The 21,780-nt window shown below is 62.7% G+C and carries 24 protein-coding genes; 11 read left to right on the top strand and 13 right to left on the bottom strand.

Annotated features, from left to right (window positions below; translation table 11 throughout):
* Positions 1-18 precede the first annotated feature (18 nt).
* The gene (locus HMPREF2978_RS05365) at positions 19-492 is read right to left on the bottom strand and encodes a hypothetical protein (protein WP_070526070.1); all 474 of its coding nucleotides are present in this window, start codon (positions 490-492) and stop codon (positions 19-21) included.
* 203 nt (positions 493-695) lie between these two features.
* Here HMPREF2978_RS05365 and hemL point away from each other — a divergent pair, with 203 nt between their 5' ends.
* The 7 genes from hemL to HMPREF2978_RS05330 all read left to right on the top strand — a co-directional run bounded on the left by hemL (position 696) and on the right by HMPREF2978_RS05330 (position 7,153).
* Entirely contained in the window at positions 696-2,030 is a 1,335-nt protein-coding gene (hemL, locus tag HMPREF2978_RS05360) for a glutamate-1-semialdehyde 2,1-aminomutase (RefSeq protein ID WP_070526068.1), read from the top strand.
* 31 nt (positions 2,031-2,061) lie between these two features.
* Complete coding sequence (locus HMPREF2978_RS05355) at positions 2,062-2,670, top strand: histidine phosphatase family protein (protein WP_070526066.1); 609 nt, start codon at positions 2,062-2,064, stop codon at positions 2,668-2,670.
* Positions 2,670-3,275: a TlpA disulfide reductase family protein gene (locus HMPREF2978_RS05350; protein ID WP_070526063.1), complete on the top strand. Its 606-nt coding sequence runs from the start codon at positions 2,670-2,672 to the stop codon at positions 3,273-3,275. The genes HMPREF2978_RS05355 and HMPREF2978_RS05350 overlap by 1 nt, the downstream gene beginning before the upstream one ends.
* Positions 3,272-4,078, top strand: a complete 807-nt coding sequence (locus HMPREF2978_RS05345; protein WP_070526061.1) for a cytochrome c biogenesis CcdA family protein — start codon at positions 3,272-3,274, stop codon at positions 4,076-4,078. The genes HMPREF2978_RS05350 and HMPREF2978_RS05345 overlap by 4 nt, the downstream gene beginning before the upstream one ends.
* A gap of 12 nt (positions 4,079-4,090) precedes the next feature.
* Positions 4,091-5,722, top strand: a complete 1,632-nt coding sequence (locus HMPREF2978_RS05340; RefSeq protein ID WP_070526059.1) for a cytochrome c biogenesis protein ResB — start codon at positions 4,091-4,093, stop codon at positions 5,720-5,722.
* A 141-nt stretch (positions 5,723-5,863) separates the two neighbouring features.
* Complete coding sequence (ccsB, locus tag HMPREF2978_RS05335; protein WP_070526057.1) at positions 5,864-6,895, top strand: c-type cytochrome biogenesis protein CcsB; 1,032 nt, start codon at positions 5,864-5,866, stop codon at positions 6,893-6,895.
* The gene (locus HMPREF2978_RS05330) at positions 6,896-7,153 is read left to right on the top strand and encodes a helix-turn-helix domain-containing protein (protein WP_070447960.1); all 258 of its coding nucleotides are present in this window, start codon (positions 6,896-6,898) and stop codon (positions 7,151-7,153) included.
* Here HMPREF2978_RS05330 and HMPREF2978_RS05325 read toward each other — a convergent pair.
* Positions 7,150-7,467, bottom strand: a complete 318-nt coding sequence (locus HMPREF2978_RS05325; protein WP_070526055.1) for a hypothetical protein — start codon at positions 7,465-7,467, stop codon at positions 7,150-7,152. The genes HMPREF2978_RS05330 and HMPREF2978_RS05325 overlap by 4 nt on opposite strands.
* A gap of 43 nt (positions 7,468-7,510) precedes the next feature.
* Here HMPREF2978_RS05325 and HMPREF2978_RS05320 point away from each other — a divergent pair, with 43 nt between their 5' ends.
* The gene (locus tag HMPREF2978_RS05320; protein ID WP_046647785.1) at positions 7,511-7,852 is read left to right on the top strand and encodes a DUF4229 domain-containing protein; all 342 of its coding nucleotides are present in this window, start codon (positions 7,511-7,513) and stop codon (positions 7,850-7,852) included.
* Between the two features lie 8 nt (positions 7,853-7,860).
* Here HMPREF2978_RS05320 and HMPREF2978_RS05315 read toward each other — a convergent pair whose 3' ends face one another.
* Genes HMPREF2978_RS05315 through HMPREF2978_RS05295 form a run of 5 tightly spaced genes read right to left on the bottom strand, consistent with a single transcriptional unit; the run spans position 7,861 to position 12,089 of the window.
* A complete protein-coding gene (locus HMPREF2978_RS05315; protein WP_046647783.1) occupies positions 7,861-8,745 on the bottom strand; it encodes a 1,4-dihydroxy-2-naphthoate polyprenyltransferase in 885 nt (294 codons plus the stop codon).
* Positions 8,746-8,750: 5 nt separating this feature from the next.
* Positions 8,751-9,605: a metal ABC transporter permease gene (locus tag HMPREF2978_RS05310; protein ID WP_070744484.1), complete on the bottom strand. Its 855-nt coding sequence runs from the start codon at positions 9,603-9,605 to the stop codon at positions 8,751-8,753.
* Positions 9,602-10,456, bottom strand: coding sequence for a metal ABC transporter permease (locus tag HMPREF2978_RS05305; RefSeq protein ID WP_070526052.1), 855 nt, complete (start codon positions 10,454-10,456; stop codon positions 9,602-9,604). Before HMPREF2978_RS05305 ends, HMPREF2978_RS05310 begins: the two co-directional genes overlap by 4 nt.
* Positions 10,453-11,163, bottom strand: coding sequence for a metal ABC transporter ATP-binding protein (locus HMPREF2978_RS05300; protein WP_046647782.1), 711 nt, complete (start codon positions 11,161-11,163; stop codon positions 10,453-10,455). The genes HMPREF2978_RS05305 and HMPREF2978_RS05300 overlap by 4 nt, the downstream gene beginning before the upstream one ends.
* Complete coding sequence (locus HMPREF2978_RS05295) at positions 11,163-12,089, bottom strand: metal ABC transporter substrate-binding protein (protein WP_070526050.1); 927 nt, start codon at positions 12,087-12,089, stop codon at positions 11,163-11,165. Before HMPREF2978_RS05295 ends, HMPREF2978_RS05300 begins: the two co-directional genes overlap by 1 nt.
* Before the next feature lie 107 nt (positions 12,090-12,196).
* Between HMPREF2978_RS05295 and HMPREF2978_RS05290 the strand changes: the two genes are divergently transcribed.
* Positions 12,197-12,886: a metal-dependent transcriptional regulator gene (locus HMPREF2978_RS05290; protein WP_046647781.1), complete on the top strand. Its 690-nt coding sequence runs from the start codon at positions 12,197-12,199 to the stop codon at positions 12,884-12,886.
* On the opposite strand, the gene menE is transcribed toward HMPREF2978_RS05290, so the two are convergent.
* The 6 genes from menE to dcuC all read right to left on the bottom strand — a co-directional run bounded on the left by menE (position 12,883) and on the right by dcuC (position 18,267).
* The gene (gene menE / locus HMPREF2978_RS05285) at positions 12,883-14,031 is read right to left on the bottom strand and encodes an o-succinylbenzoate--CoA ligase (protein WP_070526047.1); all 1,149 of its coding nucleotides are present in this window, start codon (positions 14,029-14,031) and stop codon (positions 12,883-12,885) included. The two genes, HMPREF2978_RS05290 and menE, sit on opposite strands and share 4 nt — an antisense overlap.
* A gap of 11 nt (positions 14,032-14,042) precedes the next feature.
* Positions 14,043-14,204, bottom strand: coding sequence for a hypothetical protein (locus tag HMPREF2978_RS13230; RefSeq protein WP_168162401.1), 162 nt, complete (start codon positions 14,202-14,204; stop codon positions 14,043-14,045).
* An 18-nt stretch (positions 14,205-14,222) separates the two neighbouring features.
* A complete protein-coding gene (locus HMPREF2978_RS05280; protein WP_070526045.1) occupies positions 14,223-15,203 on the bottom strand; it encodes a 1,4-dihydroxy-2-naphthoyl-CoA synthase in 981 nt (326 codons plus the stop codon).
* 365 nt (positions 15,204-15,568) lie between these two features.
* Complete coding sequence (locus HMPREF2978_RS05275) at positions 15,569-16,030, bottom strand: DIP1984 family protein (RefSeq protein WP_049154842.1); 462 nt, start codon at positions 16,028-16,030, stop codon at positions 15,569-15,571.
* Positions 16,031-16,191: 161 nt separating this feature from the next.
* Entirely contained in the window at positions 16,192-16,794 is a 603-nt protein-coding gene (locus HMPREF2978_RS05270; protein WP_070526043.1) for a hypothetical protein, read from the bottom strand.
* A 63-nt stretch (positions 16,795-16,857) separates the two neighbouring features.
* The gene (dcuC, locus tag HMPREF2978_RS05265) at positions 16,858-18,267 is read right to left on the bottom strand and encodes a C4-dicarboxylate transporter DcuC (protein WP_070526041.1); all 1,410 of its coding nucleotides are present in this window, start codon (positions 18,265-18,267) and stop codon (positions 16,858-16,860) included.
* An 89-nt stretch (positions 18,268-18,356) separates the two neighbouring features.
* On the opposite strand from dcuC, the gene HMPREF2978_RS05260 reads away from it, so the two are divergent.
* Both HMPREF2978_RS05260 and HMPREF2978_RS05255 read left to right on the top strand, forming a co-directional pair.
* Positions 18,357-19,376, top strand: a complete 1,020-nt coding sequence (locus tag HMPREF2978_RS05260) for an o-succinylbenzoate synthase (protein ID WP_185963243.1) — start codon at positions 18,357-18,359, stop codon at positions 19,374-19,376.
* Between the two features lie 48 nt (positions 19,377-19,424).
* Entirely contained in the window at positions 19,425-21,776 is a 2,352-nt protein-coding gene (locus HMPREF2978_RS05255) for an ATP-binding cassette domain-containing protein (protein ID WP_070526033.1), read from the top strand.
* Positions 21,777-21,780 lie beyond the last annotated feature (4 nt).

The following is a 21,780-nucleotide window of genomic DNA, read 5'->3' as shown; positions in this document are numbered from 1 at the left end:
GTACGTGGCATCCGCCTTTTAGAGGGGCACATCGATGCGGATATCCTCCGCGCGCGGCAGCGGGGGAAGCGTAGGTATGTGGTTGAGGCCGTCCTGGACTTCCGGTGGGAGGGGGATCTGCGGAGGCTGGGGCAGTTCCAGCTTGGGTTTGGGTCGCTGCGGCGGGGCTGGGCGTGGCGCAGGAGCGGGCGCGGGCGCTGGCGCGCGGACGGTGACGGTTTCTACTTCGACGCGCGGCGTGGGTGTTTCGGCTACTGCGGGTGCGGGAGCTGGTGCTTCGGCTTCAGGTTCCGGTTCGGCTGGGGCGGGAGCAATAGAGGTGGTGCCGCCAAGGCGGTTGACCGGCTGGGGCACCGCATCAGGCTCCCAGGAAGGCAGCTGGGTCGAGGTGGTGGGACTGGGGTCGGTTTGCGGAGCGGGCTCCGCCTGCGTGGCAGCGCAGGCGGAAAGCGGAAGGCAAGCAAGAATGACAAGAATACGGCGCGATGCCATGGGAATCCCCCTTAAGTAGTGCCTCTCCACAGCGCACCCCAGCGCTTAATGAAGGAAAGGCAGAATCAACAGTGTGCTGCCAGCATAGCGTTCCCGTGGCGGGGGCGCAGCGCGAGCGCACTGAGGGTGCTCGCGAGGCGGTGGAGAGGCGGCTGCAGGACACGAGGGGAGTCCAACTTTTGTATAGGGCTAAAACCGATACAATGTGGGCTATGCCTAACTCCAGCCAGCTAAACCAGCAGAATACGTCCCAGTCCGCCGAGTGGTTCGAGCGCGCCACCAAGGTCACCCCGGGTGGCGTGAATTCCCCGGTTCGCGCCTTCGGTTCCGTGGGCGGCCAAGCCCGCGTTATCGCGCGCGGTGAGGGCTCCCGCCTCTGGGATATCGACGGCAATGAGTACGTTGACCTGGTCAGCTCCTATGGCCCGATGATCCACGGCAATGCCCACCCGGCCATCGTGGAGGCAGTGCAGAAGGCGGCTGCCGACGGCCTCTCCTTCGGCGCCCCCACCGAGGGCGAGACGCTGCTGGCGGAGCACATCGTCAAGCGCACCGCCGTGGAGCAGGTGCGCCTGGTCAACTCCGGTACCGAGGCCACCATGTCCGCCGTGCGGCTGGCCCGTGGTTTCACCGGCCGCGCCAAGGTCCTGAAGTTTGAGGGCTGCTACCACGGCCACGTGGACGCGCTGTTGGCGTCGGCTGGCTCCGGCGTGGCCACCTTCGCGCTCCCGGATTCCCCGGGCGTGACCGGCGCCTCGGCCGCGGATACCATCGTTGTTCCTTATAACGATCTCGACGCCGTCCGCGAGGCCTTTGCCGCGCACCCGGGAGAGATCGCCTGCATCATCGCCGAAGCCGCGGCGGGCAACATGGGCACCGTGGCCCCAGAGGAGGGCTTCAACGCGGCACTCAAGGAGATCGCGCATGCCGACGGCGCCCTGCTCATCCTCGACGAGGTCATGACCGGTTTCCGCACCTCCTACAAGGGCTGGTTCGGCGTCGATGGGGTAGCGGGTGACCTGGTGACCTTCGGCAAGGTGGTCTCCGGTGGCCTGCCCGCAGCTGCCTTCGGTGGCCGCGCCGACGTCATGGCATCGCTGGCCCCGGCTGGCCCCGTCTACCAGGCGGGCACGCTGTCCGGTAACCCGGTGGCGATGGCCTCCGGTCTGGCTTCGCTGGAACTGGCCAACGAAGAGCTGTACCCGCGCCTGCACTCCAATGCGGATCGCCTGACCGGCCTTATCACCGAGGCACTGAGCGCCGCCGGCGTGGAACACCACATCCAGCGCGCGGAGACGATGTTCTCCATCCGCTTTGCTGAGGGGCAGGGCCGCAACTTCGCCGATATGCAGACCGCCGATACCTGGCGCTTCGCCCCCTTCTTCCACGCACTGCTGGAGGGCGGCGTCTACGTCCCGCCGTCAGCCTTCGAGACCTGGTTTGTGTCTGATGCGCTCACGGACAATGATTTTGAGGTAATCGAGGCAGCTCTCAAGCCTGCCGCCCAGGCCGCCGCCAGCGCGCAGCGCCCGCAGTAAACCAACCATTTGAGGGGATAGACACAGGTATATGTCCACCACCATCGTCCACTTCGTCCGCCACGGCGAGGTTTATAACCCGGATAAGATCCTTTACGGGCGCATCCCGGGCTATCACTTGTCCTCACGTGGGCACTCGATGGCTGCGCGCACGGCGAAAGCCTTCGAAGGCCATGACGTGACCTACCTGGCGGCCTCGCCGCTGCAGCGCGCGCAGGAGACCGCGATGCCGATTGCACAGGTGACGGGCTTGGAGGTGGACGTCGACAAGGGCGTCATCGAGTCCGGCAACCGCTTCGAGGGCCTGCGCACCAAGGGCTGGAACTCGCAGCTGTGGAACCCGCAGCGCTGGCCGCTCATGGTCAACCCGCTTGAGCCCTCGTGGGGCGAGCCTTTCGAGGAGATCGCCGCGCGCATGATGGATGCCGCCGAGCGCGCTCGTGCCAAGGCAGAAGGCCATGAGGCCATCGTGGTTTCCCACCAGCTGCCCATTGTCATGGTGCAGCGCACTGTGCTGGGCAAGCGCCTGGCCCACGCGCCGTGGGACCGCACGTGTGCGCTGGCCTCGGTGACCTCGTTGGTCTACCGCGACCGCGAGATCATCGATATCTTCTACTCCGAACCTGCACAGGACATCTAATGGGACGCAGAACTATTCTCGCTGCGGTGGCCAGCGCTGTCGCTGTGTTGGCATTGGCTGGCTGTACACAGAGCGAGGAGAATGCACAGAACGCCGTTGCTTCCGGTGGCACCTTCGAGTTCATTTCACCTGGCGGGCAGACCACCATCCGTTATAGGGAGGAAGACCGCAAGCCGCTCAAGGATTTCTCCGGCGAGGACCTGCGGGATGAGTCCACGACGATCAAGCTCTCGGATTTTCAGGACCAGATCGTCGTCCTCAACTCCTGGGGTCAATGGTGCGCGCCGTGCCGCTCCGAATCAGATGACCTCCAGGCCATCCACTCGGAGCTGCAAAAGCGCAAGGTCGGCACCGTGCTAGGCATCAACGTCAAGGACTTCAACCCGGAGATCTCCCGGGACTTTATGGCCGATAACGGCCTGGAGTACCCCTCCATCTACGACCCGCCGTTTAAGACGGCCGCAGCGCTCGGCGGCGTGCCCACCTCCGTGGTGCCCACCACCATCGTGTTGGACAAGCAGCACCGCCCGGCCGCGGTCTTCCTCACGGAGATCACGGAGCAGGACGTCCTCGACGTCGTGGACGAGCTGGAGAAAGAACAGTGATCCTAGCCGCTGACGGCGTGGGACAAAGCTTTGCTGATGCCGCAGTGTCCGGCCCGCTCCTTATCGGAGTGCTCGCCGCCGCTGTGGCCGGGTTGGTCTCCTTCGCCTCGCCATGTGTGGTTCCACTGGTTCCGGGTTATATCTCCTACCTCGCCTCCGTGGTGGGCGGAGAGGTGAGTTATGACGAGGAGCTGGGGGTGGGCGTCGGCAAGCGCCGGCGTTGGGCCGTGGTCGGTGCCGCAGCACTCTTCGTGCTGGGCTTTACCATCGTGTTTGTCCTCGCTACGGTGTCGGTTTTCGGTGCCATTTCGGCGCTGACCCTCAACGCGGACACCCTCATGCGCGCCGGTGGCATCATCACCATCCTCATGGGCGTGGTGTTCATGGGCGTGGTGCCGGTGTTGCAGAAGGACACGCGCATGGCGCCGAAGCGCTGGACCACGTGGCTGGGTGCGCCCCTGCTCGGCGGGGTTTTCGCCCTGGGCTGGACCCCGTGCCTGGGCCCCACGCTGGCCGCCATCCTGTCCGTTTCTGTCGGCACCGAAGGGACCACCGCGCTGCGCGGCACGATCCTGATCATCGGCTACTGCCTGGGCCTCGGCCTGCCCTTCCTGCTCGTGGCACTGGGCTCCGCCAAAGCGATGCGCACCGTGACCTGGATGCGCAAACACTCCCGCGCCATCCAGATTGTTGGCGGCATCGCCATGATCCTCGTCGGTCTGGCGCTGCTGACCGGGCTCTGGGGAGATTTCATCAACGCCATCCGCCAGTGGACCGTGTCCTATGGCGCGACGCTGATTTAAAGGAGAATTTTCGTGAGATATATCCGCAAGGCCTGGCATTGGCTGACCAGCATGCGCACCGCGCTGGCGCTGCTCTTCCTGCTAGCCATTGCTGCCATTCCGGGCTCGCTCCTGCCGCAGCGCTCGCTCAATGAGTCCAATGTCAATGACTTCATTGAGACCAACGGTAAAGTCGCGGAGATCTACGATAAGCTGCAGCTTTTCGACGTCTTCTCCTCCGTCTGGTTCCAGGCCATCTATGTGCTGCTCATGATTTCTTTGGTGGGCTGCATCATCCCGCGATCGTGGGATCACTACAAGGCCTACCGCACACCGCCGACGCGCGCGCCGAAGTTCCTTGAGAAGATGCCGCTGAACGCCACGGGGCATTCGGAGAAATCCCCGGAGGAGATCGCGGCTGCCACGAAGGCCATGCTGAAGAAGTGGCGCGTCAATGAGGTTTCCCCGGAGAAGGACCGCGCGGGCGCGCAGTCTTTCTCCGCCGAGCGCGGCTATGCCCGCGAGCTGTGCAACCTCATCTTCCACATCGCGCTCGTGGCCATCCTGCTCACTATGGCAGCCGGGCGCTTGGTGCACTACGAGGGCCAGGTCATCGTGGTGACGGAGAAGAACTCCCAGGGCCAGACCCAGGAGCAGCCGCAGTCCACGGAGTTCTGCAATACCTCAACCTCCGTCTATGACTCTTTCCGCGCGGGCCCGCTTTTCGACGGCACCGGCCTGCACCCCTTCTGCTTCCTGGCTCACGACTTCACCGCGGACTACCTGCCCAATGGCCAGGCGGAGATGTTCACCTCGAACGTGTCCTATGCCGCAGGCGACGATATCTTTTCGGATCCGGAGACCTGGGAGGACTACCAGCTGCAGGTCAACCACCCGCTGCGCATTGACAACAACCGGGTCTACCTGCAGGGACACGGCTTTGCGCCGACCATGACGGTGGAGTGGCCCAACGGCGAAAAGCGCACGCAGACCATCCAGTTCCAGCCCAACGACACCACGTTCTTCCTCTCTTCGGGTGTTATGCGCTTCGACCCGCCGGCGGGCATGTACCCGGACCTGTTTGAGCGCCGCCAGAACCAGATCGCTATCCAGGGCCTGTTCGCCCCGACCGCCGAGTGGTCCGGTGAGAACGGCAAGCTCTTGCAATCCTCCTATCCGGCGATGCTGGCCCCAGCCGTGGCCATCGATATCTACCGTGGTGATGCCGGTCTGGACACGGGTACCCCGCAGTCCTTCTTCTCCCTCGATTCCAACCTGGTCCACACGGGGCAGTTGCAGAAGATCGACCGCGTGAACCTGAACCAGGGCGAATCGGTCACGCTGGACGACGGCACGAAGATCACCTTCGACGGTGCCTCCGAGTTTGCGAACTACCAGGTTTCCTATGACCCCTTCCAGAGTTGGGTCTTGGTGTCCTCGCTGGTCATGCTGGTCTCGCTTGTTGGCTCGCTGGTGATTAAGCGCCGCCGCGTGTGGGTACGCATCCGGCCGGGCGCCAACGGCGGCACCGACATCGAGATGGGTGGGCTTGCCCGTACCGACCGCGCCGGCTGGTCCGAGGAGTTCCACAAGCTGCACCGCGAGCTCTTGGAGTTGCCGGATCCTGATGAGGTGGAGGAAGACGAACTCTACTCCGCCGACTAAAGGCGCGGAATACATCCTTCAAAAGTTGGATACTGCAACGGTTGAGGGGTAGCCTTATGAGCACCATAAATCTCTCCGCTCATGCAGCCTCGTGCGCGAAGCACGGTGTAGGCACGATTGTGAAGGCAAGGTTTCCCACTCATGCAGGTTGATCAAAATCTGTCCAACTTTTCAGACATCGCGGTGCAAACCGCGTTCGTCATTTATGCTCTCGCCTTGGTGCTGTCCCTGGTCTACTACGGCCGGATGCACAGCATCATCGAGGCCATGCGCGCCCGCACGACTGCCGCGGCGCAGCAGCGCGAGCTCGCCACCGTGGGGGCTTCGGCAGATGGCGCCGTGCTTGGCGACGTCCCCCCGGCAACCAGCGCTGGCCCCGATGCTGACCTAGATGCGGATCTGGCGAAGAAGCGGGAGAACGCCGACAAGCTCGGTGGCATGACGCAGATGCTGCTGTGGCTGGGCATCGCCTTGCACTTGGCGGCCATCGTGCTGCGTGGTTTGGCTACCGGCCGCTTCCCGTTTGGCAACCTCTACGAGTACGTGCTCATGGTGACCGCCGGTGCCATGGTGGTGGCGACCATCGCCATGCAGCGCAAGGAGTGGCGCACCCTGTGGCCGTGGCTGCTCACGCCGATCCTGGCGCTGATGTTCTACGGCTCCACCAAGCTCTATGCGGAATCCGCTCCGGTGGTTCCGGCACTCCAGTCTCACTGGCTGCCCATTCACGTCACTGTGGTCTCGTTGGGTGCGTCCATCGGCGTGGTTTCCGGTATTGCTTCTCTGCTCAGCGTGCTGCGTGAATTCCAGCCGAAGGGCAATGAGTCTGGTTTCTTCGGTGCGCTTGCCCGCCCGCTTCCTTCGGCTAAGAAGCTGGACCGCTTGGCTTATCGCTTGGGCGTGGTGGCGCTGCCGACCCTGGGCCTGGGTATTGTGTTGGGCGCTATTTGGGCCGAGTCCGCATGGGGACGCTACTGGGGCTGGGACCCGAAGGAGACCGTATCCTTTGCCACCTGGATCCTCTACGCCGCCTACCTGCACGCCCGCGCGACGCCGGCCTTCCGCAAGGCCGCGCCGTATATCAACATCGCGGCGATGCTGCTCATGATCTTCAACCTGTTCTTCATCAACATGGTTGTCTCTGGCCTGCACTCCTATGCGGGGCTGAACTAAATGGCGGAGACCCCTAAGCCGCGGCACAAGCAGGGCAAGCCGGCGGGCGATAACCCGCAGCTCATCGCTCTCGGTGAGGGCTTTGCGCAGCGCCGCCGAGAACTCGGTATCTTGCAGCAGGCGCTGGCTGAGAAGGCCGGGATTTCGCGCTCCACGCTGCACACTATTGAGCACGGCGGCTCTGGCGTGCGCTGGGAAAAGGTGATTGCGGTGGCTGAGGCCCTCGGCCTTGAGATGACCTTCGAGCCGAAGGCTTAGGCTTCGTCGGCTTCTTCGCCTTTACCGTCTTTGTCCTCGGGGGCCTTGGGTTTCTGGGAACCTTGTGAACCCTGTGAGCGACGGCGGCGCTCTTCTTCTTGGCGCTCTGCCTCCCGCTCCCTGGCGCGGCGCTCTTTGAAGCGCTGCTTCTCTAGGTTCCACAGGAACTCTTCGTCATCGTCTGGGCCCTTGATTGCGGGGCGCTGCGGCTGCTGTGTCTGCTGCACCTTCTTATTCCAACTCGACGGACCAAAGGCCTTCCATACGAGGACCGCCGCGAGGACAAACAAGAGTAGTAGTATCAATCGACCCATGCGTTGTATTCTACGGAATGCCCGCAAAGCAAAAGTGAGAATTATGAGTCAGACAGAAAACACCACCAACGCCTCCCAGAACTCCGAACCGCCCCAGCCGGACCCGGCGCTCAAGCGCCGCTCCCGCGTCGCTTTGTGGAAGTACGGGGCTGCCCGCGTGGTGCTGTTCATTGTGCTCACCGCGGTGATTCAGCTGCTGGCCATGGCGGTTCTCGGGACCTTTCCGCTGCTGGTCTCCGCCCTGTTGGCGTTGTTTGTGGCGCTGCCGCTGTCCATGCTGATCTTCTCCACGTGGCGCATGGAAGCCACTCAGACGCTGGCGGAGTACTCCGCGCAGCGCAAGGCCCACAAGAAGTGGGTCCAAGAGGAGCTGGCTGGCCGCTAAATCGGTGGTTAAACCAGAGCCAGCGCTACAGCGTTGATAACCGCCCACACCAGCATCGCGCGGCCGGCCATGCCAAGTACTGGGATGAGTTTCGGGCCGCGTGCGCCGCGGTTGACGGTGCGGATAGCACCCAGCGCGAGGGGGAAGTAGAGCAGCGAAGCGAGCGCGGCCCAGGAATCGAAGGCTAGGCCGATGGTGAGTAGTACCGGCAGCAGCAAGAGTGTCATGAATAGCGTGCGGGACTTTTTATCACCCAGGCGCACCGCCAAAGTGATCTTGCCGGTGGCCTTATCGGAGGGGATGTCCCGGATGTTATTGGCCAGGTTTACCGCCGCACTCATACCGCCGATACCCACGGCTAAGGCAAGGCCTGTCCACGTGATGCGGCCGGCCTGTGTGTACTCGGTACCTAGGACCGCGACGAGTCCGAAGAACACGAAAACGGCGATTTCCCCGAACCCGCGGTAGCCGTAGGGGTTCTTGCCACCGGTGTAGAACCAGGCACCGGCGATACACACGGCGCCGACGAGGATGAACGAGGCGGCGTTGGCAGCTAGGGAGAGTGAGATGCCCGCGATAGCCGCCACGCCGAAGGAGGCGAAGGCGGCGAACTTGACGTGTTGCGGTTTGGCCAGCCCGCCGCCGGTAAGCCGCTGGGGGCCGGTGCGGTCATCATCGGTGCCGCGGATGCCATCGGAGTAGTCGTTGGCGTAGTTCACGCCGATGATAAGAGCCCAGGCCACGATGAGTGCCAGCAATGCGCGTCCCCAGTGCAGACCGTGGGCCGCGGCGGCGGCACCGGTACCAGCGATAACAGGAGCAAAAGCATTGGCCCAGGTGTGCGGGCGAGCACCCTGGAGCCAATCGGCAGGAGTGGCGGAATAGGCAGACATGCTCACTATTGTGCCACTGGTGTGGTGTGCTGCGGCAATGAGCTGGTGCGTTGGCGAAAGCGGTAGATGATGAGCACTGCAACGAAAATAACGGCATTGGTGACTGTCATTGCGGCAGAGGTAGCCGCGTCAAGGACATAGGTAACCCAAAATCCCACGACCGCGCTGATAGCGGCAACGCCACAGGCGGTCAACACCAGCGTGGGCACGCGCTGAGTAAGCAGCCGCGCGGTCATCGTCGGGAATACCATGAGAGCGATGACCAGCATGGCACCGGCAGCGTGAAAGGCGGCGGTGGCGGTGCAGGCAACCACGGTCATAAATATGATGTGAAGAACGCGCGTGGGCACCCCGCGTGCGGCACAAAAATCGGCGTCAAAAGTCGTGGCGGATAAACGCGGCAGTGTAAGGGCGAGGAAGAGAGCATTGATACCCAGCACTGCGGCCATGATGTAGCAATAGTTGGGATTGGAGAAGGCCGCGAGGTTGAGATCACCGACGAGAACGGCGTGGACATCAAGGTGCACGTGGCTCATGTGCGTAGAAATCAGGATGACTCCGGCGGCAAACAGGGCGGGAAAGACCAATCCGAGGGCGGAATCAGCAGTCACCAGCGGGCTGCGCTGTAGTGCGTCAGTTCCCAACGCCACCACCAAGGCGCCAGCGGCCGCGGTAACGAGCAAGATGGGTGAATCTAGATCTGCGGTAAAGAGGTAGCCGACGGCAATTCCGGGAAGGACGGCATGGCCGATGCCGTCGATCAGCATGGCCTGGCCTTTGAGGACAACAAAGGTGCCGGGGATAGCACAGGCCAAGGCGGTCAGGACGGCAAGGAGACAAGCGGTGGCGGCGAGGGTCATGAGGCGAGCTTTCTGCTGAGGAGGCTGATGGTGACGAGCGCCGCCTGAACCAAGACGATGACCGGACCGGTGGGCAGCGGGCCGTGTGCAATGGAGACATAGCAGCCGAGAGCAGCGGTGGCCGCGCCGAAGAACCCGGAGAGCGCGATGAAAGGTAGCAAGCGCGTGGTCCAGGGGCGGGCAGCGGCGGCAGGGCTGATGACCACGGCGACCATGAGCACTACGCCGACGACTTTGACGCCGAGCACCGTGATGGCGGTGAGGGCGAAGAAACTAGCCGCGTTGAGGAACGAGGTGCGGATGCCGGCTACCTGGGCAAAACTTGAATCAAAAGTGACTGCGGCCTGCCGGGTGTGAATGAGGAAAAGAAAAAGCAGCACGCAGCCACCGATGATGAGTGTGGACCGTACATCCGCGCGAGTGAGCGTGGAGGCATTTCCCAGCAAATAATCCTGGATTCCGGCCTTGCCAGGCAATGGTCGGCGGGAAATATACTGCATGAGCAGCATGCCCACCGAGAAAAATGTGGTTAGCGTGGCCGCCATCGCAGTGGTTTGCCCCAGGGGAGTTAACCGCGGGATGAGGTGAATGCACCCCACCGCGAGGGTTCCGGTGAGCAGGGCGCCGCAAGAAAGAAGCCAGACATTTCGCCCGTCCCAGCCAATGGCGGTGGCCACGAGGAAGGCGGTGAGCAGTCCAGGCAGGGAAGAATGCGAGATGGCATCGGCCAGCAGGCTGGTGCGGCGAACATATACCAGTGGGCCTAGCGCGCCAGCGCAGCCACCGATGAGCACGGTGCCCAGGAGTGCCTGGGTATAGGTGTAGTTCTGAAGAAGCTCGAGTGGGTTCATGATGGCAGGGAAAACATGTCGGCAATGGCGGACTCGGTAAGTACCTGCTCGGTGGGGCCAGCAGCAATGAGCCGGCCGTGGCCGACCATGAGGACCTCATCGCAAAAGTCGGCGACCTCCGCCAGGTTGTGATGCACCAGCAGGATGGTCACGCCGTTCTCGCGCAGTTCCTTGAGTACATCCATGATGGCGCGCTGACTCGCGGCATCGACACCAGCGAAGGGCTCGTCGAGGATGATGAATTCCGGCTCGCTAACGAGCGTGCGCGCCAACAACACGCGCTGGCGCTGACCACCAGACAGGGCGGAAATCGGCAGCTGCGCGTGTGCCTGCATTCCGGTGCGCGCAAGTGCTGCGTGGGCGGCGTCTTTGTCAGCGCGGCTGGGCCACTGCCACCAGCGCAGCCCGGCGGTGCGGCCCATCAGGGCGATGTCGAAGGCGGTGGCAGGGTAATTCCAGTCGATATCCGCATGTTGTGGCATATATCCGAGCCGCTGCCGAAAATGTGCCAGATCGACGCCATCGAAGGTCATCGACCCGCAGGCTAGAGGCGGAAGGAGCCCTACCAGCGTGCGGACCAGAGTAGACTTTCCCGACCCGTTCGCACCCACCAGCCCGGTGATAGTCGCGGGGGTGAGGGTGAAGGAGGCGTCGTGAAGCACCGGCGTGCGGGGATAGCCGGCGGTGAGGTTTCCTACGCTGAGCATTAGCTTAGTGCTTTCGCCACGGCGCTAGCGTTATGTTCGAAGGCTCCGAGGTAGGTATCGGTTGGGGCTTCCGGGCCGAGGGTATCGGCAAAGAGCTCTTCATCCGAGATGGTGACGGTCCAGTTGCGGGTTTCTACGGCTTCCTTGAGAGAAGTGATGGCCTGTGGGTTCGCCTGGTTATCTTGGAAGATAACGGGGACCTTCTTCTCCGCGATCGTATCCGCGAGCTCGGAGATCTCAGTGGCGGACTTGGTGGCTTCGGTGGTCACGAAGTCGGTGGCTTGGACTTCAAAGTCGAAGGTCTTGCCGAAGTAGTTGAAGGCGTCATGGCCGGTGATAAGAACGCGCGGGGAGGCGCTTTCGAGTTCCTTAGCGGCCTTGTCGTGCGCGGCTGCAATCTTGTCTTCATAAGCATCGGCGGCCGCGGCGTACTCTTCGGCATTGTCAGAGTCGATTTCGCCGAGTTTGGTGCCGATGTGATCGACGACCTGGCTCCACAGCTCGGGGCTATTCCAGATGTGCGGGTCGTAGAGTTTTTCGCCCTTGTCACCTTGCTCGGGCCACGGCAGGAGGTCAGCAGTATCGAGCTGTTCGCCGACAGCTAGCTGCTTTTCACCGAGGGAGGAGAGCTGGTCCACCATTTGCGCCTCGAGGTGAAGGCCGTTCCAGAGGACGAGGTCGGCGTCCTGCATCTTTTCAATATCGCGCGTGGTGGGCTGGTAGGTGTGTGGATCGCCGCCGGGGCCGACCATGGTGGTGATGTCGGCGTCCGGGGCGATGTTGGCGGCCGCATCAGCCAAGTAACCGGTCGTGGCGAAGATCGTCAGATTGTCGTCCTGGGCTTCGGCGGAGTCGCTGCTGGTGCAGGCAGTCAGCGCGGTGGCAGCCACGAGGGAAGCGAGGGGAAGCGCAATAAGTTTCTTCACGGGAAACCCCTCTTATTAAAAGTGAATGTCGATGTTCAATAGATTGAACTTGAAAGAGCATAAGTCCTGAAACCTTTGGAAGCAATAGGCTGAACTACGATGGGGGTATGCACATCAGTGAGCTGCCCGAACGCACCCAGGATTACCTCAAGATCCTCTGGACCTATGAGGAGAAAGAGGGCGCTAATACCGCGATGCCGCTGGGGGACCTAGCTAAAGCGGCGGGGCAGAAGCTGCCCACCACGTCGGAGGCGGTCAAGCGCCTGGCCGCGAAGGGGCTGGTGGAACACGAACGCTACTTCGGTGTTCGGCTTGTTGAGGAAGGCCGGCGGCTGGCTGTGGCAATGGTGCGCCGGCATCGGCTCCTGGAAACCTTCCTCGTGCGCACTCTGGGCTATACCTGGGATGAGGTGCACGATGAGGCAGAAATGCTAGAGCACGCGACGTCCGACAGGCTCGTTGAACGTCTTGATTCTTTCCTGGGCAACCCCGCCCGCGATCCGCATGGTGATCCCATACCTGCCCCGGATGGCACTGCCGAGCCGGTCTCGCGCATTACGCTTATCGACGTCCCCGCGCAGACCCCCGTCACCGTGGAGCAGGTCACTGACGCTGATGGCGAATTTTTGCGCTACCTGGATAAATATGGAGTGCGGCCGGGAGTAGAATTGACCGTCGTTGCCCCTTCGGTTGCGGGTGTGCTCGAGGTTGCCGTCGATGAAGGTTCACACTTCCCCCTCGGGGAATCCGCTGCGCGCGGCATTGCCGTACGCAGCTTTGGCGAAGCGGAGGCTTAGCTGTCCCACATGCGGGCGACGGCGAGGCGGTCAACCTTGCCGGGACCGGTGGTGGGGAGCTGGGCCAGGCGCTTGAAGTCCTTGGGGATTTGCCACCGGGGAAGGCCACTATCGTCGAGAGCCACAAGGATATCGCCGACATCCGCCCATCCGGTATAGGCAGCGACGATCATCTGTCCTAAGCGTGGGTGGGGGATGCCGGCCACGCACACGCTCTCCACTCCCGGCACGCGCAGGATGTGCTGCTCGAGCTGTTCTGGATGGAGCTTGAGCCCGCCGGTGTTCAGGATGTTGTCGAGGCGCCCGGTGACGGTGAGGTGGCCGTCGTGAAGCGCGCCGGTGTCGGAGGTGGCGAACCAGGAAGTGCCGGATTCATCGACCATGAAAGCATCCGAGTCCACGTTGCGGTAGCCCTGCGCAATCATGGGCCCGCCGAGGAAAACGCGGTTCTCCTCGCCGATGCGCACGCGCGCACTATCCAGGGGTTCACCGTTATAGACGCAGCCCCCGGCGGTTTCCGAGGATCCATACGTAGTGACGATGCTGATGCGCAGCTTCTTTGCCGAATTCAGCAACTGCGGGTGGGTGGCAGCGCCCCCGACGAGGATGGCATCAAAGGTGCGCAGGGCCTCGATTCCCTCTAGTGAATCCATGGCCTTGGCCAGCTGCATCGGGGTCAGTCCCGTGTATGAGCGATCCCCGGTGGCGGCCAGCTCGTGCGCGGCGCGGGCGAAATGAGGGACGGAGAACCCTTCTGAGAGATCAAGGCACAGCGGCTCCACTCCCGCGACGAGGGAGCGCACCAATACTTGGATGCCCGCGATATGGGAGGCGGGCATGGCTAGTAGCCACTGACCGGTGCCGCCTAAAGTCCGGTGCGTGGCATCGGCACTAGACACCAAGTTGGCGGCCGTGAGTTGCGCGCCCTTCGGTGTGCCCGTGGACCCAGAGGTGGCCACGACGAGTGCGATGGAGGAGTCAATAGGTTCTCCTGCGCGCATGTGGTTGCGCAGCAGCTGCGCGCGGGTGCGGTCCTCCGCCGGAATGGGCAGGAAGGTGGCTTGTCCTGCGATGGCCGCTTCCAGATCAGGGAGGATGGCGGCAGGGTCACGCGGATCGACGGGCAGAGGAGAGAGGAAAGTCACGGTTAGTTAGGTTACCGCCCGCGGTGTTCGTAAGGGTTGATGAGCTCATCCTCCTGATCGAAGGGGCGCTCACCGTCCCTTTGGGCCTGTTGGATGTGGCGCAGCATCCACACACGGGAACCGATGACGGCAACCAGCGCGATGGCCGCGAGGGCAATGGCAAAGTACAGCACTTCGGCTTCTCCTTGGGACTAGTAGTAGTACGGGAAGTCATCCCAGTTGGGCTCGCGCTTTTCCAGGAAGGACTCCTTGCCCTCGACGGCTTCATCGGTCATATAAGCCAAACGGGTGGCTTCGCCGGCGAAGACCTGCTGGCCCATGAGTCCGTCGTCAGTGAGGTTGAAGGCGAACTTGAGCATGCGCTGGGCGGTGGGGGACTTCATGTTGATCTCGCGCCCCATCTGGATAGCAGCGTCCTCCAGCTCGGCGTGGTCAACTACCTCGTTGACGGCACCCATCTCGTACATGCGCTGCGCGTCGTAGGTGCGTCCCAAGAAGAAGATCTCGCGGGCGTACTTCTGGCCCACCATCTTGGCCAGGTAGGCCGAGCCATAGCCGGCGTCGAAAGAGCCGACGTCGGCGTCGGTCTGCTTGAAGCGGGCCTCCTGGCGGGAGGCAATGGTCATATCGCACACTACGTGCAGGGAGTGTCCGCCGCCGGCGGCCCAGCCGTTGACCACGGCGATGACCACCTTGGGCATAGTGCGGATGAGGCGCTGGACCTCCAGGATGTGCAGGCGACCGCCTTCAACTTTTTCGCGGGCGGTGTCGACAGTGGACTCGTCGGCAGTCGCGTCATCGTGTGCGTGCTCCGTGGCATAGCGGTACCCGGAGCGGCCGCGGATGCGCTGGTCACCGCCGGAGCAAAACGCCCAGCCGCCGTCCTTCTGGGAAGGCCCGTTGCCGGTCAGCAACACCGTGCCAACATCTGGCGTGCGGCGTGCGTGGTCCAGCGCGCGGTAAAGCTCATCCACCGTGTGCGGGCGAAACGCATTGCGCACCTCGGGGCGGTCGAAGGCGATGCGGACGATGCCGTCCTTGCGCTGGGGCTTCGGACCATCACTGATGAGCCGGTGATAGGTGATATCCGTCAGGTCCTCAAAGCCCTCGACGGGGCGCCAGAGCTCCGGCTTGAAAGGATTATCGGTGCTGTAGTTCTTCTGCTCGCTCATGGCACACAAGCTTAATTGGAAAGCGGTGCGCCGGAAGTATAGTCCCCATTCCCAAACCCTCACCCACACTCTCCGCCCAGCGCGGCGGTGATAAACAATAAACAATACTGCGGGATTATCCCCGTCAATGTGCACGTGTACTCCGTACCAGCGCGGTACACCATACAGTGGGACGGAATCGAACCTCCCTGCCTTCTTGCGCTACGAAGGCGCCTGAGAAGCACTGGACTTTTCCCTGCCCAGTAAGGGTTGCGCTCGCTGCGAAGAGTGTGGGCTACCGTCGTGTGCGGCAAGGCGCACACGACATGACTAAATGTCGAACGACATGACGTGCCGCAAGGATGCGGCACAACTAGCGGCAGTCGCTATTTAGTTATCAGTTCCGTATTCCAGTTCAACTGCTGGATGCGGGTATCCAGTTCGCGGTACTGGCGGGCCAGATCGTCGGCACGCTCGCGCAGCTTCGGCACGGGCACGGTGGCCACGAACTTGATCTCCGAGCGGGAGTAGCGGTCCTGGCGCGCACCCGCGCGCTCGGCCAACCCCTGGTAGATACGGCGCTTGCGCAGCAGGCCATCACGCAGAGCCAGCGCTTCCATCAGCGTGATCTCATCGTCGAATGCGGTGGCCGTGTTCGTAGCGTTGATCGCGATGACGAGCTCATCGATGCGCTTAGTCACGCCCTCGAGCTCACGGAGCAGATCCGTCGGGTTCTCATCCGGTTCATCGCCTTCCTGAATGCGGACCGTCGCCGCGAGTCGGTCACTCAGCGAGTTGAGGCGCTCCTGCGCCTGGGCGCGCTCGGCCAAGGCTTCAGCAAGTAGCATGGTTCCTCCTTTAACCCTTAATGGGATTGATTGTCTGTGCAATTGTACGGCAGGCAGGAGGCTTCGCATTGGCGGCGTGACACTTCTAACAAATAGCGGCCGAAAACTTCGATGATCTGGGGCCTTATTTGATCGTTGTGTACGTCATGTTTGGTTGCTCGCTACGGCTGGCCTTCGGTAGACAGCCGGTTAGTCCACGTCTGGCGATTGGCCTCTTCAAAGCTGGCGTAGACAGAATTGTCGCCGTCGATGCCGCAGTAGAAAGTTCGAGTGTCAGAGCCCATGGCGCAATACAGGTCGTAGGTTTGTTTGGTCGCCGGGCTCATGGCTGTAATGCGGGTGTTGTAGGAGCCATTCACGGTAGAACTGCGCTGCGACCAGGTGAAGGTGTGCTTGATGGCCTCATCAAACATAGCGGCGGCGAACTCACAGGAGGTGTTTTCTCCTGCGTGGATCTTGTCTCCTTGATTGGTATAGCCGCATGCACCGCCGACTTGCCCGACGTTGATGTTGTGGCCGCCCGGGTTGGGGTTGGCGTTGTCGTCCGCGGCGGGAGTGCCGCTCGGGGCATCGTTAAGAGTCGGCGCGGGGCCGCTGTCCTCGGGGGCCTCGGAAGTGGAGGCAGTCACTGGGGCCACAACGGAGGTTAATTGGCTGTCGGCAGAAGCCTCACTAGCAGGTGTAGAGGAGTCAGAAGTATCGCCGCAGGCGTTCAATGCAATTCCGGCGGCAACGAGTAAAGAGAGAGTAGAGAGTTTTCGCATGAGTTGTAGCCTAGCGCCCCGCATGGTGGTTTAAAGGGGCGCTAAGGCCACAGCCGGGGAGTGTTACCCAATAAACATGAACGCAAACAGCGTGTTGAGCACCGTCGCCACAATCATGGGCACGGAGGTGCGCTTGACCAGCTGGATGGGGTTGACCTTGATGGCACCGGCAACAATGAGCACCGCGGCGTTGACCGGGGAGACCTGGCGCATGAGGTTGGAGGTTCCCCAAATGGCGGTGAGCATCTGTGGGGCGTGGATGGAGGTCTGCGAGGCCAGGTTGGGTACTACCTCAGAGAAGGCGAAATAAGGCGCGGTGCCGGAGCCGGTGAGCGCGGCCATCGCGGCGGTGGCGGCGACGAAGATGAGAACGATGATGACGGCGGCTCCGGAGGAGCCTTCGGCGGCGTCGATAAGCATGTCGATGACACCCATCTGCGTGATGCCCTCCACGAGGACGGCGGCGGCGACCAACAGGGCCACGACGCCCGCAGCACCTTCGCCCATGCCCTTGAAGAAGCTGGAGATTGAATCCACCGCACCCGTGACGGTGCGCTTGCGGATGGACTCGATGATCATCGCGATGAACAGGGAGACCACAGTCACTGGGAGGATGCCGCCCTCAAAGGGGATAACGCCCATGCGGTTGAGGATGGCGGAGATGATGATGAGCAGCAGCGGCATGAGCGGGAGCACGGCGTAGTAACCCGGCAGGGAGGCGGCGCGGGCGATAGCTTCTTCAGTGGCTTTGTCATTCATCGAGTCAGCGGTGACTTCACCGGAGGCCAAAGCCTTGCGGGCATCCGCCTTATCGCAGCGGTGCTGCCACCACATGTGGACGAAGGCCGTGATGAGCAGCGTGGGAACCGTGGCGTAGGCAACGGCGCCGTAGACGAATTCCGTCGGAGTCATGTTGGTGAGGTCGGCGCCCTGAATGAGGCCTGCCTCCAGCGGGGTGGGAACGATGGTGGAGGAGGTCACCACGATGGCGCCCACGGTTAGGGGTGTCAGGCCCGCAGCGATGAGGGCCGGTAGAAGCGTGGCCACGAGCAGTAGGGACAGTGCCGCGGCAGATGGAATCACCAAGGACAGGAGCGTACCCAAAATGAAGCCCACCGGAACCAGCCAGTAGGAACCTTTGAAGCGCTTGAGCGGTGAGGAGAGCACCACGACCGTCTTGGCGTCGGCGCCGATGTGCCGCATGTAGGACACGAAGCCGAAGAGCACCATGATTGCCATGCCGATACCGGAGAAGCGTGCCTTGAACAGTGCGTCCACAACCAACAGCTGGTCGTAGAAGGCATTGCCGGTGGCTTCGATTTCGGTGGTGCGGAAGTCGGCGCGCCCGGTGAGCGCGGCGAGCATGAGCAGGACTACGCCAACGGCAAAAATGGAGGCCGCGGCGTGGACTTTCTTATAGATGAGGTAGACAACTGCGGCGATGGCCAGTAGCGCGATGAGAAGGTAGAGCATGTAAAGATCCTTCTTCTGGTTATATCCACTTACTGTTTAAAGGTAACACCGGCTATGACAGGTGTCGCGCTCAACCCCCCACACGTACGATGAACGTCATGCACATTGATGACGTCCTTGACCGCGCCCACGTGGTCTCCCTTCCACTCGCCGTGAAGTTCCGTGGCATTACGACCCGGGAAGCATTGCTTATCGATGGCCCCGCGGGCTGGGGTGAGTTCGCCCCCTTCCTGGAGTACGGGGCGGAGGAATCCGCCCGCTGGCTCGCCGCCGGGCTGGAAGCGGCCTACGAAGGCTTTCCGGAACCCGTGCGCGAGTGGGTAGAAGTCAACGGCACCGTCCCTGCGGTTCCTGCCGAGCAGGTGCCGGAGGTCATGGAGCGCTATCCCGGCTGCCGCACCTTCAAAATCAAGGTGGCGGAGAAGGGGCAGACCCTAGAGGACGATATCGCGCGCGTTCACGCTGTCCGCGCCTACATCGAGGCACAGGGTCGCGTGCCGGTTTTGCGCGTCGACGCCAACTGCGGCTGGAGCGTTGAGGAAGCCGTCACCGCGGCCAAGGAGCTCATGCCGCTGGATTACATGGAGCAGCCGTGCAAGACCGTTGAGGAACTCAAGGAGGTGCGCACCCAGCTCATGCGCGCCGGGATTTTCGTGCGGGTGGCGGCGGATGAATCTATCCGCAAGGCCAGCGACCCTTATCGGGTGGCGGAATTGCAAGCGGCTGATGTCGCCGTGGTTAAGCCCGCGCCGCTGGGCGGGGTGCGCAAAGTACTCGAGGTAGCCTCCCACCTGCGCGAGCGCCACATGGACATCACGGTGGCCTCTGCCCTGGATACCTCGGTGGGAATCTCCATGGGACTTGCCGCAGTGGCCGCCTTGCCGCAAATCTATGACGACGAAGACATCGACGTCACCCCGGCCGCTGCGGGCCTGGCCACCGGGTCGCTGTTCCTGGAGGATGTGACAGCACCACGCGAGCTTGTCGACGGTCACCTGCGCGCCGAAGCCCTCACCCCCGACCCGGATCGCCTGAGCACACTCGCCGCGCCGGGCGAGCGCCGCGAGTGGTGGTTCGAGCGCGTGCGCGAGTGCTGGCCGCACCTTTAAAAACACAGCTCACGGTACATGTCCGGAGGGCAGCGTAGGCTGGCGGGCATGACCATTTCCGTGAAAGACGCGCACCTGCACAACCTTCGCAACGTGGACGTGGATTTGCCGCGCGGCCAGCTCGTGGCCGTAACCGGGGTGTCCGGCTCCGGAAAGTCCTCGCTGGCTTTCGGCACCATCCACGGTGAAGGTCAGCGCCGCTATTTGGAATCCGTCGCGCCTTTCGCCCGCCGGCTCATTGCCTCGGCGGTGGACCCGCAGGTAGGCCGCATCGAAGGCCTGCCGCCGACGGTGGCGCTGCAGCAGTCGGCGTCGGCAAGCAGCGCGCGCTCCACGGTGGGGACCATCTCCGCCATGTCTAACTCCGTGCGCTTGCTGTACTCGCGCTGCGGTGACAATCCGGAGGGCTTGTACTCCGATTCCTTTTCCCCAAATACCCCGGAGGGCATGTGCCCGGAGTGCCAGGGCACCGGCGTGGTCCACGAACCCACGGAGGCCTCCATGGTGCCGGATCCCTCCTTAAGCATCGAGGAAGGCGCGATTGCTGCGTGGCCAGGGGCCTGGGCGGGCAAGAATTTCCACGACATCCTGCAAGAACTGGGCTATGACCTGGATTCGCCGTGGGAGCAGCTTTCTAAAAAAGACCGCGAGTGGATCCTCTTCACCGAGGAACGCCCGGTGGTGACCGTCAAGCCGCGCCGCGGAGCGGATCAGATTCAGCGCAATTACGAGGGCACGTGGCGTTCCGTGGCCAGCTACCTGACCAAGACCTATGCGGAGACGAAGTCGGACACACTCCGCGCCCGCGTCTTGAGCTTCATGGAAACCCGCCAGTGCGATACCTGTCAGGGGCGCCGGCTGACGGCGAAGGCCCTCAAGGTTACTTACGCCGGGCTGCCTATCGACGAATTCAATGCCCTCCCGCTGAGCGAAGTCTTCGAGCTCCTCAAAGCCCAGAAACCGCAACCGAATGACGCGGAAGACCTGCTCCTCAAGGCCCTCCTTCCGGCTTTCGAATCGGCCTTAGAACTCGGACTTGGGCACCTCAGCCTGGATAGGCCGACGGAAACGCTCTCAGGAGGTGAGGTGCAGCGCCTGCGCCTGGCTGCGCAGCTGCGCTCCGGGCTCTATGGCGTGACCTATGTTCTGGATGAGCCCTCTGCGGGCCTGCACCCGGTGGAACGAGGTGCGGTGCTGGATATGTGCCGTCGCTTCATTGCGGAGGGGAACTCGGTGCTGCTGGTGGAGCACGACATGGAACTGGTCAAGCAGGCCGATTGGATCGTGGATGTCGGCCCGCTCGCCGGTGAGCGCGGCGGCCAGGTGGTGTACTCGGGTCCCGTCGCCGATTACATAGAGGCGGCGGACTCTGCAGATACTCCCACCGCGCGTGCCTTGGCGCGCCCGCGCCCCACGCCCAAGGTCGAAGCGCGATCGGCGCACGGTGATATCGCGCTGCGCCGGGTGCACTCGCACACCATCGATGGCCTCAACGTGGACTTCGGACTCGGCCAGTTTACGGCCATTACTGGGCTTTCGGGTTCCGGCAAATCCACGTTGCTGGCCGCACTCCATGACATGCTCACGGGGCCGGACTGTCCGAAGCAGGTCAAGCGCGTGGTCTCCATTACCCAAAAGCCAATCGGCCGAACCCCGCGCTCCACGGTGGCGACGTACACCAACCTCTTCGACAACGTGCGCAAGCTCTTCGCGGCCACCCCGGAGGCCAAGAAGAAGAAATGGACGGTCTCGCGCTTTTCCTACAACGTTAAGCAAGGCCAGTGCCCCACCTGCGGTGGCGCCGGCCAGATCGAGGTCGAGCTGGTCTTCCTTCCAGGCTCCTATACCCAGTGCCCGGATTGCCAGGGACAGCGCTATAACGATGACACCTTGTCCATCCGCTGGAAGGACAGGACCATCGCGGACATCCTCGACCTTACGGTGGAAGAGGCCCTGGAGGTCTTTGCAGATGAAGCGCCGATCCTCCACGCGCTGCAAACCTTGGAAGCGGTGGGGCTAGGTTACCTGCGCTTGGGCCAGGGCGCTCCGGAGCTTTCCGGCGGTGAAGCGCAGCGCATCAAGCTTGCCACGGAGCTGCAGCGCTCCCGAAACTCGCGCCGGGGCCATACCGTCTACCTGCTGGATGAGCCCACCGTCGGGTTGCACCCGGCCGATATCGACCTGCTCATCGCTGAGCTGCACTCGCTGGTGGAGGCCTCCCATACTGTCGTGGTGGCAGATCATGACCGTCACCTCATTGCCGGCGCTGACCGGGTTATTGAGATGGGCCCGGGGTCTGGTTCGGATGGCGGAAAGATTGTGGCGGATGGCACGCCGGGTCAGGTTTCCACGGGACTAACGCCCACCGGGCGGGTGCTAAGTGGCGCGGGTGCACGATAAGGTA

The organism is Corynebacterium sp. HMSC074C01 (genome assembly GCF_001814605.1).
In the GTDB taxonomy this organism is placed as follows: domain Bacteria; phylum Actinomycetota; class Actinomycetes; order Mycobacteriales; family Mycobacteriaceae; genus Corynebacterium.
Note: the sequence above shows the minus strand (reverse complement) of the source record. Positions and strands in the feature narration are given on the sequence as shown.

What these genes read in the sequence shown, in the direction of transcription:
- HMPREF2978_RS05365 (WP_070526070.1), bottom strand. Translation starts at nt 492, where the DNA reads ATGGCATCGCGCCGTATTCTTGTCATTCTTGCTTGCCTTCCGCTTTCC.
- hemL (WP_070526068.1), top strand. Translation starts at nt 696, where the DNA reads ATGTGGGCTATGCCTAACTCCAGCCAGCTAAACCAGCAGAATACGTCC.
- HMPREF2978_RS05355 (WP_070526066.1), top strand. Translation starts at nt 2,062, where the DNA reads ATGTCCACCACCATCGTCCACTTCGTCCGCCACGGCGAGGTTTATAAC.
- HMPREF2978_RS05350 (WP_070526063.1), top strand. Translation starts at nt 2,670, where the DNA reads ATGGGACGCAGAACTATTCTCGCTGCGGTGGCCAGCGCTGTCGCTGTG.
- ccsB (WP_070526057.1), top strand. Translation starts at nt 5,864, where the DNA reads ATGCAGGTTGATCAAAATCTGTCCAACTTTTCAGACATCGCGGTGCAA.
- HMPREF2978_RS05330 (WP_070447960.1), top strand. Translation starts at nt 6,896, where the DNA reads ATGGCGGAGACCCCTAAGCCGCGGCACAAGCAGGGCAAGCCGGCGGGC.
- HMPREF2978_RS05325 (WP_070526055.1), bottom strand. Translation starts at nt 7,467, where the DNA reads ATGGGTCGATTGATACTACTACTCTTGTTTGTCCTCGCGGCGGTCCTC.
- HMPREF2978_RS05320 (WP_046647785.1), top strand. Translation starts at nt 7,511, where the DNA reads ATGAGTCAGACAGAAAACACCACCAACGCCTCCCAGAACTCCGAACCG.
- HMPREF2978_RS05315 (WP_046647783.1), bottom strand. Translation starts at nt 8,745, where the DNA reads ATGTCTGCCTATTCCGCCACTCCTGCCGATTGGCTCCAGGGTGCTCGC.
- HMPREF2978_RS05310 (WP_070744484.1), bottom strand. Translation starts at nt 9,605, where the DNA reads ATGACCCTCGCCGCCACCGCTTGTCTCCTTGCCGTCCTGACCGCCTTG.
- HMPREF2978_RS05305 (WP_070526052.1), bottom strand. Translation starts at nt 10,456, where the DNA reads ATGAACCCACTCGAGCTTCTTCAGAACTACACCTATACCCAGGCACTC.
- HMPREF2978_RS05300 (WP_046647782.1), bottom strand. Translation starts at nt 11,163, where the DNA reads ATGCTCAGCGTAGGAAACCTCACCGCCGGCTATCCCCGCACGCCGGTG.
- HMPREF2978_RS05290 (WP_046647781.1), top strand. Translation starts at nt 12,197, where the DNA reads ATGCACATCAGTGAGCTGCCCGAACGCACCCAGGATTACCTCAAGATC.
- HMPREF2978_RS05280 (WP_070526045.1), bottom strand. Translation starts at nt 15,203, where the DNA reads ATGAGCGAGCAGAAGAACTACAGCACCGATAATCCTTTCAAGCCGGAG.
- HMPREF2978_RS05275 (WP_049154842.1), bottom strand. Translation starts at nt 16,030, where the DNA reads ATGCTACTTGCTGAAGCCTTGGCCGAGCGCGCCCAGGCGCAGGAGCGC.
- HMPREF2978_RS05270 (WP_070526043.1), bottom strand. Translation starts at nt 16,794, where the DNA reads ATGCGAAAACTCTCTACTCTCTCTTTACTCGTTGCCGCCGGAATTGCA.
- dcuC (WP_070526041.1), bottom strand. Translation starts at nt 18,267, where the DNA reads ATGCTCTACCTTCTCATCGCGCTACTGGCCATCGCCGCAGTTGTCTAC.
- HMPREF2978_RS05260 (WP_185963243.1), top strand. Translation starts at nt 18,357, where the DNA reads ATGAACGTCATGCACATTGATGACGTCCTTGACCGCGCCCACGTGGTC.
- HMPREF2978_RS05255 (WP_070526033.1), top strand. Translation starts at nt 19,425, where the DNA reads ATGACCATTTCCGTGAAAGACGCGCACCTGCACAACCTTCGCAACGTG.